Genomic DNA, 13481 nt, shown 5'->3' with positions numbered 1-13481 from the left:
CCCCCATACACACTGAGCCTGAGAGATTAACTCTCAGGCTCAAATTATCAACAAATTAGGTTAGAAAGTAAAGGTACTCCGAATGGTACCGACATACTCAGTTGGGTTAGCACGATTGTGTTCGGGGTTGGTAATAAGTAATAAACCGGGCGTAATCGCGAGGTTATCACTCAATTTGACCCGATACAAAGCTTCAATATGGTATGAAGTATCAGGGTTTCCCTGCGTAGTAGCAGTAGTACTTGGAGATTGAGCATTTGCAGCCCCAAGACCAGTACCAGTCCGAGAATTGAGTTTGGGTGGTATCCCAACAATGAACGCCAAGTTGTTACCCTTTTGACCGAAATCTGGGAAGGCAAATGAGATCGCATAATTGCTAGTACTTGCATTACCACCAGCAGCAGTCTCACGATTAGCCTCTGTAAAACCTGCCCAACCAGATAGTACAAAACTAGGACTTAATTTGTAACTAGTCTGAAATGAGTAATAATTCGCTGAAGTCGGCACTGCACCAAAAGGACTATTTGCAGCAATACTACCAGTTCCACCATTGATGTTGCCACCATTAGTAGTGTAAGCACGACCATAAACTAGACCCAGATTTAAATCTTTGGCGGGACGGATATTTAGCTGACTGATGATAGCATTAGAACCGCTAAATAATCCACTACCCTGGGCTGTGCTAGCTGCTGCGTTGATGTTAGGAACTGCATAACCGATCGCAAAATCTAGTTCGTTGCTAAATTTATGATTGACGGTTAGAGCTGAACCCTCGGTGCTAAGTCGGTAAACAGGGTTAAAACGACCAAACCGAGAAATCGCACCACTACCCGAACTAGTTAAGATGGGGTTGAAAGTATACAAGTGATCGTTAAACCGCGCACCCACAACATCAACAGTGATTCTTGTTTCAGGACTAATAGGAAAGCCATAATTAAGTAGAGCAACACTTGTGTTGTTCGTACTATCCCCGTCAAAACCCAACCGAGTCATGTTCGTTCCGGTTACTCCAGAGTTGAATTGCGGAGTGTTACGTGATTCCAACCTGGTTCTGAGGCGATCTTTCCCCGTAAAACTAGTATCAAAATTGAGACGAACGCGATCGCTCAAGGTATTAGCCGTCGTACCATTAGTACCAACACCAGCACTACGACCAGTGTTGTAGCCACTAAAAGCAAAGATTGCTTCACCATTTAATTTGGTGGTAGTAGAGAAGCTTTGAGCTTGAAGTTTGGTGACTTTATCTTCGGCAGCTTGGAGGCGACTATCGACACCTTGCAGCTCGGCACTAAAAGATTGTACTAATCCTTTGAGCCTGTCGAGATCTTGCTGAGAAACTACTTCTTCTTGCTCGACTTGTGGGGCAGGTGGCTCAACAGGGGTTGGAGCTGGTGGTGTGGTAATTTCTGGGGCTGCTGGTGGTGGCGTAACGATCGATGGAGCCGGAACTACTTTTCGTTTTTTAACCGCCCTCCGGGGTCTTCTAGCTACCAGTTCTTCGATCGATTGAACGCAACCATTGAGGCTGGTCGCAAATTCTTCACGCGAGAGGACCTTGTTATCTTTAGGCGTATTACCACAGCTATATTTGCTACTCAAAGCTTGTAGTGTTTGATATGCCCAGTCTCCAGGTTTAATTTCGGTCGCCTGCGTCGCCTGTTCGATTTGCTCGGTATTTGTCTCTGCAACAGGGTTTGCACCAACTGGGGATACACTAGCAACCCAGACGGCAATTGCCATCAGGATTGGGGATACTATATTTTTTGATAACAGATTCTGCATTTTGTCAATATTGATTTTCAATTATATTCCCCGACTCTTGCTGGGGTCGAGTCATACCATCCGAGTTTTAATTCGGCATGACAGCTTATATTTTATGACCAAATTTGCGCGTTACATATTAATTCCGATACATTTTTCTAATCCCGATCGTGTATTTGGGAGATTGTGCGCCGTCACACTCGATCTGTGACGGCCACTGAGACCTAGCAGTTAGTCCGATTTTTCTGTTAGAGATCGTGTATTCATGACAGCAATCTTGGGTATTCTAAGTACAGTAGCCATGGTCATAGTACAGCGGCAATCGATCTGGAGATGACGGACATCGACATGGAGTTTTTAGGTTATTAATTTGTTTGTCAGCACGAACATCGATTCAAGCATCATGGAAACTCTCGGCGCGATTTCAATCACTGGCGAAGCCTGCCGTAGGCACAGCCTCTCCCGTAGAGAATCGGGAAATTATATTTAAAATCTAATTTTGATAATTCCTAAACTCATCAAATCACCAAAATAAATGACAATCGATCCTAATTTTTCAGATGCTTCAAGTTTTACTGATATTTCTCAAGGACTTGGATTACCAACAGATGTAGAACTCGATCGATCCAGTATCGATCGGGTAAACTCGTCCGATGATTTTGACGATCGAACGATGATCTGGCGATTCGCTCAAGGTAAAAAACGCCTAGTTATCACCCAAGATCTCCGCATCGATTATGCACACAATTCATTGCAACTATCTACCCCAAATGGCGAACTCATTGCCATTCACAAAGTAGCCAAGCGACTGCATTATGTTTTGATCAAAAAAGATAGTAAATATTCAGATGCGATCCAAGAAGTTATCTCTGAATGTCAATTTATTCCGATCGATACTGCCTCCGCCGAACGGGGATTTATGCGCTATCAAAAATATGATATTCCCGAACACTATACGCTCCGATACGAGCCAGCCGCCGAACTGTGGCAAGCTTGGCAAGAGAGTCAACAACAAAGTCAAGTCGGATTGGGCTTAGATATCTTAATCTTAGCCAGATCGAAATGGTATCGCGTCCAGCAAATGCTCTGTACTGACGATCGTCTAGATCTCCAAACTCGACTGGGGTTAATTTCGCTCTCGCTCAGAGATCGGATCGCCTGGATTGCCAAACTCGGCAATGTCTCGGCTGTTGGCGATGCCGAGCTGGCTACCCATCAAAATGGGGGCAATAGTGGCACCGATAGCGATATTTTGGGTAAGATTATTTCTAGGTTGGCGATCGAGGCTTTGCCTGATGGCGATTTAGATCGCGAACCCGATTCGCACATAAATAGCTCGGTTTTTCACCAACCCGATGAATCGTCCCTGTTGTATGATGGAGATCGCAGTAGTATGTTGACCGACAAGACACTATCACCGATTTTACAACAGCTTCGAGCTAGTACGATCGGCGTACTGGAAGATTATCTCGAACATGGCGAAACGATCGTCAGAACCGAGACAGTCTTTGATGCTCAAGGTAATGTAATTAGCGAAAAAACTGTCAGCACCCATCGCAGTTGTCCCCGCTGGGCAATCGAAGCGATCGTGCAGTTAAGTTAGTAAATGTTAACTGGTAAACTCACATCTTGCATCAAAACATAGTTACTAGTGTTTTAGTGAATAGTGGATAGTGAATAGTACTTAGGAGTAAGTTTCGAGGTATTGGTGCAAGATGTGAGTAAATAAAAATTAAGATCGCGATCTTTGTTAAACTACGAGAGGTCTGATGTTTGGATTTAGATAATGATTAAACTGCCTAAAAAGTTGATGTTGTTGGGAGCGGGCGAATTAGGTAAAGAATTTACAATCGCCGCGCAACGACTTGGCAATCATGTAATCGCAGTCGATCGTTATCCGCACGCACCAGCGATGCAAGTTGCCGATGAATGTGAAGTTATTTCGATGTTGAGCGGCGAAGATCTCGAACGAGTTGTTTCTAAGCATCAACCCGACTATATCATTCCCGAAATCGAAGCAATTAGAACCGAAAAATTAGCCGAATTTGAACAGCGCGGAATTACTGTCATTCCCACCGCCAAGGCGACTCACTACACGATGAATCGCGATCGGATTCGCGAACTCGCTCACCAAGAATTAGGGGTGCGGACGGCTAAATATGCCTATGCTACTACTTTAGATGAAATGCGATCGATCTCCGCAGCCATCGGCTTTCCGAATGTTGTCAAACCAGTCATGTCTTCATCTGGTAAAGGGCAATCAGTAGTAAATAATGCCGACGAAGTTATCGCAGCATGGCACTATGCAATTGATGGTTCTAGAGGCGATAGTCAAAAGGCAATTGTCGAAGAGTTTATCAATTTTGAGATCGAAATTACTCTCTTAACTATCAAACAATGGAATGCCCCGACGATATTTTGTCCCCCGATCGGTCATCGGCAAGAACGCGGCGATTATCAAGAATCTTGGCAGCCAGCCGAAATTAGCGCAGCTCAAATTGCTGCCGTCCAATCGATCGCGACGACAGTTACCGATGCCCTCGGTGGAGCCGGAATCTTTGGAGTAGAATTCTTTATTACTGCTGATGAAGTGATTTTTTCCGAACTATCACCCCGCCCACACGATACGGGCATGGTAACGTTAATTTCTCAGAATTTGAATGAATTTGAACTGCATTTACGGGCGGTATTAGGTTTACCAATTCCGAATATTATTCAGTATGCACCAGCCGCAAGTGCCGTAATTTTAGCAACCGAAACATCTAATTCGATCTACTTTACGGGATTAGAGCAAGCCCTGAATATGCCAGATGTCGATATTCGCTTATTCGGTAAACCCGACTCTCGCCCCTATCGACGCATGGGCGTAGCTTTAGCTAAAGCAGAAACTACAGACTTAGCTCGGACTAAAGCTGCTGATGCTGCCAGTCAGATTACCATTGTCGATCGCTAAATAGCTGCCCGCGACATCCGCCCGCGACTGAAGTGCGGGCTAGCGGCTCAAGTCCACTGAAGTGGACTGTCAAATTCTTCAGTCCACTTCAGTGGACTTGAGCTATTAGCCTGGGGATGAATCCCCAGGTGGTGCCCGCACGAAGCTTATCCAGAACTGTGGCGTTAATTCAGTTCGCTGTAGGTTGGGTTGAAGAATGAAACTAGAGCATACCCGGCTTACGTTAATTATTACCTGCGTCGGGATTTGGTGCAGGCGAACTAGTAGGTTCGGAATCGCTACTAGCAGCAGGGGTAGGTGCAGTCGCTGGCGACGAACTTTCCTTATTGCTGGGGTTATCCTTCGTAGGTTCCGACTTGGTAGGTGGGGTAGTAACCGCAGGTACGATGACAGGTTTAGGAACTTCAATTACTTTAGTCGCCCCTGGTACTGGTACGCGTTTTTCGACTTCAATTACTTTAGTCGCACCGGGCACTGGTACGCGTTTTTCGACTTCCACCACTTTGACTTGTGGGGGTGCGGTTTTTTCCACCGTGCGATCGATAATGGTAGTCTGTTTTTGAGGTGCTGCGGGTACGGGATTTGGGGGATTATTAATAACGGTAGTAGGTGCTGGAGCAGGCTGTCCCCAATAGTAATAAGCTGTGCCTAACCCAATTAAGGTGGCGAAAATGCCACCAATAACTAAGCCACTAACCGCACCGCTATTTTCTGCGGCACGCTCTTTGTGATACTGGATCTCATCTTCAGTACCTCGACCCTGAGTATAGCCATCTTGGTAAGATATCTCTTCTGGCGTTAGGGGGCGGCCATCGGCATCTGTCCTAATTTTGGGGTTGTTAGATTTATTGGTCATTTGCAGCTCCGGCTTACGTACAGGTGTTGTATAAATCACATTTTATGCGAACATACGGAGATTGTTAGTCTATCAAAAGGAATAAAAATCGATCTTGCCTTCTATGCCGATCGAAAGAATTGGATATCTTACGACCGTGTGACAAACAGAGAATTTAGCAAGCCCTCAACTAATTTAAAGATCCTCAATGTTTCTCTTTTTATCGAAACTGATTCCCTTATTTTTCTACCCGATGGGTGCGGCTTGTTTATTATTAATTGTCGCTCTAGGCTTATGGTGGATAAATTCTAAATGGACTCCCGCCGCCATTGGTGGCGCACTACTGATTTTATTTCTGAGCGGTAATGCGTGGACGACTAATTGGTTGGCGCAATCTTTAGAATGGCAAAATATCCCCAAAACCGAATTACCGACAGCAGATGCGATCGTTGTATTGGGCGGCGGTACCAGATCTCAAGCTTATCCGCGCCCCGATGTAGACTTTGCCGATGCCGGAGATCGCGTTTGGTACGGTGCTAATTTATATCGATCGGGCAAAGCTCCCAAAATCATCGTCAGTGGGGGTAGAATCGCCTGGAAAGGTGGTGGAACTCCCGAATCGGAGGATTTGACCAAAATACTAGTCCGGCTGGGTGTGCCGCAGCAGGACATCATTCCTGAAGGCAATTCTTTTAATACCCGCGATAATGCTGTTAACGTTCAAAAGATCTTGCAAGCACGCAATTTTAAAAAGATTTTATTAGTTACCTCTGCGAAGCACATGCCGCGATCGATGGCAATCTTTAAGCATCTCGGCATCGACGCTATCGCCGCTCCCACCGATTATCGCATTTCTCAGCTAGAACTCGACGAACCAAATAGTCAAACCGAAGCAGCAATCTTGAGCTTTTTACCCAGTGAAGATTGTTTCTCGCTCACCACCCAAGCCATCCGCGAATATATCGGCATCTTTGTCTATAAATTACGCGGCTGGCTGTAATGAGTAAGAAGTAAGAAGTAAGGAACGCAGTTCTAAAGCCTAAAGCCTACCCCTGTTAAAGTGAGCATCGAACCTCGAATCAAAGCCATACATGGAATGTAGTAACACCCGTCCCGATCCTAATTAACTAACCCTTACGCAGGGGAGTTTGAGGGGCGGCGTTCCGCCTCTCAACGGGGGGTCTGGGGGTCGGAGCGATGCGCGCTCGTTGGGTTCCCCAACGGTTTAGCGCATCAAGACAACCCCCAGATCCGGGTTCTGCCCCCACCAGCAAAACCCGCAAACCACAAGTATTTATCGTTTACCGCTGCGCTTAATACAGATAGTCACCTTAACAGGGGTAGCCTAAAACCTAAAACCTATTCCCCATCAACTCGTTCTAATTGCCAGAGAATTTGATTGCCTTCGCGACGGACTCTAGAGACAATCCAATTACGCCAAGCCCATCTGTCGCCGCGACTGGTGACGGCACTAGCGTTAATATCCATTAAATCTGCCAGCTCAGAGCTAGCAATTAGATAACCATGTTTGGCAATTTCATCGGTAATCCGTAAAGTATCGATTAGGTGGTGGAGATGAGCGACTCGAACTTCGCGGGGAATATGTTCGGTACTCTCGATATGAATAGTCTGTTCTTCTAACATGGGGACAATTTGCAAATCGGAGGGAGAAGGAATAGGTGCCACGACATCTGAAGGGGTCTGCGTGGCAACAGACGGCTCTGGTACATTACTTATTGTAGAGCGTTGGCGCAACTGTGGTGGCTGACCGCTAGAAAAACCTCTCGCGATCGTATCACAACGTTCGTTGCCTGCATTGCCAGAATGACCTTTGACGTGTTGCCACGAGACAGCCACTTTAGTTTGCGACTGGACTTGTCCGTTGAGTCTGTCGAGTGTTTCCCACAAATCTTGATTGAGAACGGGTTTACCAGCCGCAGTTTTCCAACCTTTTTTTTTCCAACCTTTCACCCATTGGGTGATGCCCTTAATTAGATACTCACTATCGGTATATAAAACGCATTGCTCGGTTTGATGAGTGCTGGCAAAAAATTGGAGTGCCGAGATGGCAGCTTGCATTTCCATCCGATTATTGGTTGTCGCTCCATCTCTACCGCCTAATTCATGACAGCTACCATCATCAAAGTATGCCACAGTACCCCAGCCGCCAGGGCCGGGATTGCCAGAACAAGCTCCATCTGTATATAAGTTGGCAATTCTGCTCATGGGTAATTAGACTCCGTAATGCTCTGGCAGGTTGGCAGTCTTGGGGGTAGCTTCATTAGTTTCTAACAAATTATTACTCCACGGATCGTCAGATTTATATTCCAGTTTGGGAACGGGGGGTGGTGGGGGAATTTGGACATCTCTAAGCGGTAATGCAGTTGCTTCGGGTGCCGCTGGCGGCGTTGGTGGTACCGGAACTTCCGGTGGTATTGTCGGCGGTGTCGTGGGAATTTCTGTCGGCGGTGCGGGAATTTCTGGTGGAGCCACAGGCACTTCTGGCGGATGTGGATCGATCTGTTCGACAATCGGAGTGAGATCGCCACTAATCTGTTGGATTTGTTGCTGCATTTGAGCGACAACAGCATTGATAATGACTTGCGGATCGCTGGTGTCGATCTGAAATTGATCTGCTAGTTCGGCTACTAGTCCCGGATCTTGATACAACATGGCTGAAAATTCTTCGAGGGTAATCTCGCGAGTATCCGCGCCGAGCTGTTCTGGTTCGGGTGAATGTGCAGCACCAGCAGATCGCTTGGTAAAGAGCGGATCGTTATCGAGGAGTAACTCCATCGGTACTTCATCAAAATTCAGATCTCGTGCCTCGACAGACTCTGTTTCTGAGTCGCTAAACTCGATAATCGGGAGCAGTTCTAATGGATATTCTTCAGCTTGACGATCGAGCAATCGCGCACCATAGTCGCCAGCCAAATCGCCAATTTCGCCACAGTCGAGTTGCCCCAATTGCACCATTCTTCCGGCTAGTTCGTAATTAGCGACAGGTGCGGCGAGTAAATTCTGCCCGAATCTTTCTAACCATTCGAGCCATTCTGATTTGCGGACTCGCTGCCTAATTTTGTTAAAAAAGCCGATCGCGCGCGGTTGTTGCCAGCCATGAGCCACTCCTTCGAGTAACTGCATAAATAGGTACTCCCGATCGGTATCATCGAGAGGTGGTAATTCTGCCGCCGGAACTCGATTTATCGCTTTACCAGTTCCGCCGCCGAATAATTTGCGAAACCACCTCACGAATGATTGCCAGATATTTTTTAACATTTACTGATTCCTTAGATGCACAATTTTAGGTACATTAGATCTAGAGTATCTTAGAGGGTAGGGCTAGGCAACCAATCTCCATCGAGGTGGTTGCGATCGGTTCGACTTCTTCTTTATTTATCCCGCAGATGGCACATATACCACTACATCATAAATATAGACCGCAAACTTTCGCCGATCTAGTCGGTCAAGAGGCGATCGCCACTACCTTAACTAATGCCCTACGTCTAGAAAAGATTGCTCCAGCATACCTGTTTACAGGGCCGCGCGGGACTGGCAAAACTTCTAGTGCCAGAATATTAGCCAAGTCTCTTAATTGTATGGCGAGTCAGGTACCTACAGCACAACCTTGTGGTAAATGCGAGGTGTGTAGTTCGATTGCTGTCGGTGCTGCTCTAGATATTATCGAAATCGATGCGGCTAGTAATACAGGTGTAGATAATATTCGCGAACTCATCGAACGCGCTCAATACGCTCCGGTGCAGTGTCGGTATAAAGTTTATATCATCGATGAGTGTCTGACGGGCGATACTTTGGTTTTAACCGATCGGGGTTGGCTGCGGATTGACGATCGCACATTAGCCGATCGTCAGGTTTTAAGCTACAACGAGCTTCAACAGATCTGGGAATGGAAAAAGGTACTCAGATGGATCGATCGAGGATCGAAAGCAACTTTGACAATCGCAACCACTCACAGCAAAATAAGCTGTACTGGCAACCACCCAATCAGGACGGATCGCGGATGGATAAAAGCTCAAGAACTGAAACCAGGGATGAAAATCCTTGCCCCACTACTCTCTCCATCCAACAGCAAGCAGAAGCACTTAGACCGATTTGCGCCTGCGGATGTGGCGCAAAATTACCGATCCCCGCTTACTTACAGTCAGGTAGCAGTCTCCATCGCATCCAATCCTATTGGCAAAAGCACTTCTACGTCAAAGGACATGGGATCTGGGAGCGGCGGAAAGCAAAATTCATTGCTGATGCCCCAATCCTCTCGATCGAACAGCTTGGGCTTATTTATGGCACCTTGTTGGGAGACGGCTCTATTACCTACCCGAATAAACACAGCCGACTGCCTCGGTTGGCTTGGACACACGGAATCAGTCAACAGGAATGGTTGTCATATAAAGCCAGTCGATTGTCAGAACTTCGACCTAAGTTACAAATCGTCATCAATGCTGGGTATGGCGATCGATCCTGTACCTGCCAAACTGCCTGTCATCCCCAATTATCAACAGTCTTTGAAGTTGTCAAACCCACAGGCAAAGGCAAAACAGTCACACTCGATTGGCTCCGACAGATCCCACTGGAGGGACTTGCATGGTGGTATTTCGATGATGGTTCACTCAGCCTCAGCCCTGAAGGAAGCCCCACCATCCATCTGCATACAGAAGGATATTCCTACGCTGAAAACCAACTTATTGCTGACTGGCTTACAGAGCTTGGATACTCAGCAAACGTTAAATCATACAAAAAAGGCGCGCAACGCACTCTCTATTACTACATCGGACTTAACGCTCGCACCAGTCGTAAATGGTTGGCAGACTTGCAGCCCTATTCCATCCCATCAATGGCATACAAGTTTGGAAACGATCGTATCTGTCAGCCCCGCTGGGAGGGGAAAAGTCTATGACATCGAAGTTGAGGACAATCATAACTTTGTGGCAAATGGACTGTTAGTTCACAACTGCCACATGCTCACTACAGCAGCATTTAATTCGCTGCTAAAGACTTTAGAAGAGCCAGCAGCGCATGTAGTATTCGTGCTGGCGACTACCGATCCGCAGCGGGTGTTACCGACGATTATTTCGCGCTGTCAGCGATTTGACTATCGCCGCATTCCGGTAGATGCAATGGTGAAGCACCTTACTTATATTGCAGGGATCGAACAAATCGAGATCGCGGCTGCATCGGTGAATTTAATCGCCCAAATCGCGCAAGGTGGTTTGCGAGATGCCGAAAGCTTACTCGATCGGTTGAGCTTACTCGATGGCGAAATTACTCCCGATCGCGTGTACGATGCGATCGGGTCGGTACCAGAACGAGATTTACTCGGCATTCTACAATCGATCGCTAAATCCGATCCTGAAAGTCTGCTCGATCGCACCCGCGCGATGCTCGAACGTGGTAAAGAACCCCTGACAGTGCTGCAAAATCTGGCAGGCTGCTATCGAGATCTGACGATCGCCAAAACTGCCCCCAAACGTCCCGATTTAGTCCCACTGACTGGCGAAACGTGGGTAGAGCTATGTAAAATCGCCCAAACATGGCAACTGGGTTGGATTCTCGCCGGACAAAAACATCTTAAAGAGAGTGAAACCCAACTCAAGCAGACAACTCAGCCCCAACTGTGGCTAGAGATTGCCATTTTGGGGCTACTAAATATTAGTATTCAACAGTCGCCAGTTCCCACAACGACGATTACACCGCCAGCCCCACAACCGATTTCACCACCACCGCCGTCGGCAAAGTCGTCACCTTGGGAAATCGCCCCAGCGAGTGCTTTGGCTGTATCAAACCCGCCGCCAGCAGCCGCGATCGCCGCCCCGACTGCATCGTTGGCGGAGCCTCTCGCATCGAGAATCGACTCCAACCTCGTTACCACCTGGGAACAGGTCTTACAGCAGCTCCTACCCGCCAGCCGGGACTTGTTTAAACCCTTTGGGAAGTTGATTTCAATTTCCGAAGCCCAGGCGGTAGTAGCAATGAAATCTAGTACCATGCAAACGATCGCCGCAGGCAAAGTCCCCGAACTCTCGAAGGTATTTAGTAACATGTTCGGTCGCGCGATCGTCGTAAAACTAGAAGTTATGGGTAAAAGTCAACCCCAGCCTAGTACCATTCAGGCTAGATTGCCAGAACCCACACCGCCTCAAAATCCAACACCACAGTCGTTGGCGCAGCCTTCCCCTGCGGAAATAGTCACATCTAGCCCCGCCCCTACTCCAGTCGCACCGCCACCACTCCCAGCAGCGGGCGAATATCTCGCTGAAGATGAAGACATTGAAGATCTGGTAGATCCTCCACCAGCTGTTTTAGCAGTATCGGCGATCGAATCTCCGTCTCATCTACCAAACCCAGAGCCACCCGCACCAATCTTGCCGCCTGCGGGACTAGAGATCTTTGCGCCGCCAACTGACTTTGACGAACCCCCCGACTCGTTGGATATCGAGCAAGCGGCAAGTATGCTGTCAATCGACTCAGAAGATCCGGCAATCGACCCCGCACTCCAGGCGGCAACAGACGAGATTGTTAAGATATTTCATGGCGAAATTATCGATCGACATCACGAACTATTTGACAAAATAGTTGGTAACTAAATATCTCGAAACCAGACTCCTCAAGTTGCTAGGGGCGGGGATGTGGCAAGATGAGGAGGTTGGATTAGATCGATATTTTTAGAAATGCAAACAGGCAAAAATTCTATATTTAGTCGCTGGCAAAACTGGTTGCAGACGGGAGTAGCAGCAATATTACTAGTATCGCTCTCGATCGGTTTGAGTGCGGGAACTTTACTACCATCAGGTAATGCGATTACTGACGGACAATCAATTCTCCGATATGCACTACCGATCGAGAATAAGCCAGTTCGGGATCTGCAAAACAGTTTGGAAGATATTTCTAATCATCTGCGCGGTAAACAGTGGAGTACGATTAATGGCGATGTCAAAAAAGCTGCGGTAGTAGTAAAAACCAAGCAAGCCGACATTCTTAAAGGTGTCGTAGCCGATAAGCAAACTCAAGCACAGACGCTACTAACCGAAATTCAAGCGAACGTCGAAGCATTGGCATTAGCGACAGAAGCTAAAGATAAGCCCCAGGTACAAGCTCTCCGCGCTGAGGCTCTAGCTAAAATTGGCACCCTCGAAGCCTCGATGGTGAAGGGATTTCCCTATGCAGTGCCCGCAGAATACGATAATTTACCACAACTCAAAGGTCGAGCGACGATCGCCCTCAAGACTACTAAAGGTGATATTAACCTAGTCGTAGACGGTTACAATGCACCCGTGACGGCGGGTAACTTTGTCGATCTCGTCAATCGGGGATTTTATAACGATCTCGCTTTTACCCGCGCCGAAAATGATTATGTCCTCCAAATTGGCGATCCGCCAGGGGATGAAGTTGGTTTTATCGATCCGACGACCAAAAAATATCGGGCGGTACCGCTAGAAGTCATGGTCAAAGGCGATAAAGAGCCAATGTATGGCATTACGATGGAAGATGCTGGCAGATTTCGTGAAGAACCAGTATTACCATTTTCTTCTTACGGTGCATTAGCGATGGCGCGTCCTGAAAACGACCCTAATGGTGGTTCGTCGCAGTTTTTCTTCTTTCTCTTCGAGCCAGAATTGACTCCTGCCGGACGTAATTTACTCGATGGTCGTTATACTGTATTTGGCTACGTCACAGCAGGACAAGAAGTGCTAGGACAACTCAAAGCCAATGATAAAATTGTATCGGCTAAGGTAATTGAAGGTGCCGATTTGTTGAAAGCATAGTCTATTTGAGTCGCTCCGTAGTCCCTTTACCCCACCCCAGCCCTCCCCTTATAAAAGGGATACCGTGTATAAGCAAGTTGGCTGGACTTCGTTTGTAGATCTAAATCCCCCAACCCCCTTAAAAAGGGGGCTTTAAAGTCCCCCTTTTTGG

The 13481-nt window shown here is 47.2% G+C and carries 10 protein-coding genes and 1 pseudogene; 7 read left to right on the top strand and 4 right to left on the bottom strand.

Annotation, left to right across the window (positions count from 1 at the left end):
• Positions 1–60 precede the first annotated feature (60 nt).
• The gene (locus RMO79_RS19360; RefSeq protein ID WP_310484885.1) at positions 61–1740 is read right to left on the bottom strand and encodes an iron uptake porin; all 1680 of its coding nucleotides are present in this window, start codon (positions 1738–1740) and stop codon (positions 61–63) included.
• Positions 1741–2296: 556 nt separating this feature from the next.
• Here RMO79_RS19360 and RMO79_RS19355 point away from each other — a divergent pair.
• The gene (locus RMO79_RS19355; RefSeq protein ID WP_310484884.1) at positions 2297–3364 is read left to right on the top strand and encodes a hypothetical protein; all 1068 of its coding nucleotides are present in this window, start codon (positions 2297–2299) and stop codon (positions 3362–3364) included.
• A gap of 183 nt (positions 3365–3547) precedes the next feature.
• The gene (gene purT, locus RMO79_RS19350) at positions 3548–4714 is read left to right on the top strand and encodes a formate-dependent phosphoribosylglycinamide formyltransferase (protein WP_310484883.1); all 1167 of its coding nucleotides are present in this window, start codon (positions 3548–3550) and stop codon (positions 4712–4714) included.
• Positions 4715–4937: 223 nt separating this feature from the next.
• Here the strand turns inward: purT and RMO79_RS19345 are convergent, their stop codons facing one another.
• Positions 4938–5570: a hypothetical protein gene (locus RMO79_RS19345; RefSeq protein WP_310484882.1), complete on the bottom strand. Its 633-nt coding sequence runs from the start codon at positions 5568–5570 to the stop codon at positions 4938–4940.
• A gap of 187 nt (positions 5571–5757) precedes the next feature.
• On the opposite strand from RMO79_RS19345, the gene RMO79_RS19340 reads away from it, so the two are divergent.
• Positions 5758–6549: a YdcF family protein gene (locus RMO79_RS19340; RefSeq protein ID WP_310484881.1), complete on the top strand. Its 792-nt coding sequence runs from the start codon at positions 5758–5760 to the stop codon at positions 6547–6549.
• A gap of 359 nt (positions 6550–6908) precedes the next feature.
• Here RMO79_RS19340 and rnhA read toward each other — a convergent pair whose 3' ends face one another.
• Complete coding sequence (gene rnhA / locus RMO79_RS19335) at positions 6909–7775, bottom strand: ribonuclease HI (RefSeq protein ID WP_310484880.1); 867 nt, start codon at positions 7773–7775, stop codon at positions 6909–6911.
• A gap of 6 nt (positions 7776–7781) precedes the next feature.
• Positions 7782–8828 carry a hypothetical protein gene (locus RMO79_RS19330; RefSeq protein WP_310484879.1) on the bottom strand — a complete coding sequence of 349 codons (1047 nt, stop codon included), beginning with the start codon at positions 8826–8828 and terminating at the stop codon, positions 7782–7784.
• A 128-nt stretch (positions 8829–8956) separates the two neighbouring features.
• On the opposite strand from RMO79_RS19330, the pseudogene RMO79_RS24645 reads away from it, so the two are divergent.
• From RMO79_RS24645 to RMO79_RS19315, 4 genes and pseudogenes are all read left to right on the top strand, one after another.
• Positions 8957–9622, top strand: a pseudogene (locus RMO79_RS24645) (AAA family ATPase); the annotation flags it as partial.
• Positions 9571–10464: a hypothetical protein gene (locus tag RMO79_RS24640; RefSeq protein ID WP_396136639.1), complete on the top strand. Its 894-nt coding sequence runs from the start codon at positions 9571–9573 to the stop codon at positions 10462–10464. The pseudogene RMO79_RS24645 and the gene RMO79_RS24640, both read left to right, overlap by 52 nt.
• Positions 10415–12151, top strand: coding sequence for a DNA polymerase III subunit gamma/tau (locus RMO79_RS19320; RefSeq protein WP_396136638.1), 1737 nt, complete (start codon positions 10415–10417; stop codon positions 12149–12151). The genes RMO79_RS24640 and RMO79_RS19320 overlap by 50 nt, the downstream gene beginning before the upstream one ends.
• 84 nt (positions 12152–12235) lie before the next feature.
• A complete protein-coding gene (locus RMO79_RS19315) occupies positions 12236–13330 on the top strand; it encodes a peptidylprolyl isomerase (RefSeq protein ID WP_310484877.1) in 1095 nt (364 codons plus the stop codon).
• Positions 13331–13481: the final 151 nt, after the last annotated feature.

The sequence above is a fragment of the Chamaesiphon sp. VAR_48_metabat_403 genome (assembly GCF_031422475.1).
In the GTDB taxonomy this organism is placed as follows: domain Bacteria; phylum Cyanobacteriota; class Cyanobacteriia; order Cyanobacteriales; family Chamaesiphonaceae; genus Chamaesiphon.
This window is presented reverse-complemented; position numbering and strand designations above follow the sequence as displayed.

Coding starts and splice junctions, on each gene's coding strand:
- RMO79_RS19360 (WP_310484885.1), bottom strand. CDS start 1,740: ATGGCAATTGCCGTCTGGGTTGCTAGTGTATCCCCAGTTGGTGCAAAC.
- RMO79_RS19355 (WP_310484884.1), top strand. CDS start 2,297: ATGACAATCGATCCTAATTTTTCAGATGCTTCAAGTTTTACTGATATT.
- purT (WP_310484883.1), top strand. CDS start 3,548: ATGATTAAACTGCCTAAAAAGTTGATGTTGTTGGGAGCGGGCGAATTA.
- RMO79_RS19345 (WP_310484882.1), bottom strand. CDS start 5,570: ATGACCAATAAATCTAACAACCCCAAAATTAGGACAGATGCCGATGGC.
- RMO79_RS19340 (WP_310484881.1), top strand. CDS start 5,758: ATGTTTCTCTTTTTATCGAAACTGATTCCCTTATTTTTCTACCCGATG.
- rnhA (WP_310484880.1), bottom strand. CDS start 7,775: ATGAGCAGAATTGCCAACTTATATACAGATGGAGCTTGTTCTGGCAAT.
- RMO79_RS19330 (WP_310484879.1), bottom strand. CDS start 8,828: ATGTTAAAAAATATCTGGCAATCATTCGTGAGGTGGTTTCGCAAATTA.
- RMO79_RS24640 (WP_396136639.1), top strand. CDS start 9,571: ATGGATAAAAGCTCAAGAACTGAAACCAGGGATGAAAATCCTTGCCCC.
- RMO79_RS19315 (WP_310484877.1), top strand. CDS start 12,236: ATGCAAACAGGCAAAAATTCTATATTTAGTCGCTGGCAAAACTGGTTG.